A 440-nucleotide genomic window follows, 5' to 3' on the forward strand; every position below is an offset into this window, starting at 1 on the left:
GCATAATCGGTAATGCGCAACATCCACTGTTTCAGCGGACGTTTATAAACCGGGTAATCACCCCGTTCGGACTTGCCTTCGTTGGTGACTTCCTCGTTCGACAGAACCGTGCCCAGCATCGGGCACCAGTTGACCGGCACTTCATCGACATAGGCCAGACGCCCGCGATCAATCGCACGATCAATCTCTTTGCCTTCGGCTTTGGTACCTTCACCAATTACGGATTTCGGCTGCGGCACGCCATCTTCGTCAAGCAACCACTCACCGCTCTCAAGCAACGGGCGCAGCTCGGCAATCGGGCGCGCACGACCATTGATCACCTGCCCCTGCGGGCCTTTCCATTCGACGGTCGGATCATAGAAGCTGTTGAAAAGCTGCAGGAAGATCCACTGCGTCCATTTGTAATAATCGACATCGGTCGTGGCGAAACGGCGATGCGG

1 pseudogene is annotated in these 440 nt (G+C 55.9%); it reads right to left on the bottom strand.

Features of this window, described 5'->3' with window-relative positions:
* Positions 1-440 (bottom strand): annotated as a pseudogene (locus B3Z49_RS17040) (leucine--tRNA ligase); the annotation flags it as partial.

Origin of the sequence: Thalassospira sp. UBA1131 (genome assembly GCF_002311515.1) — a bacterium.
Taxonomy (GTDB): domain Bacteria; phylum Pseudomonadota; class Alphaproteobacteria; order Rhodospirillales; family Thalassospiraceae; genus Thalassospira.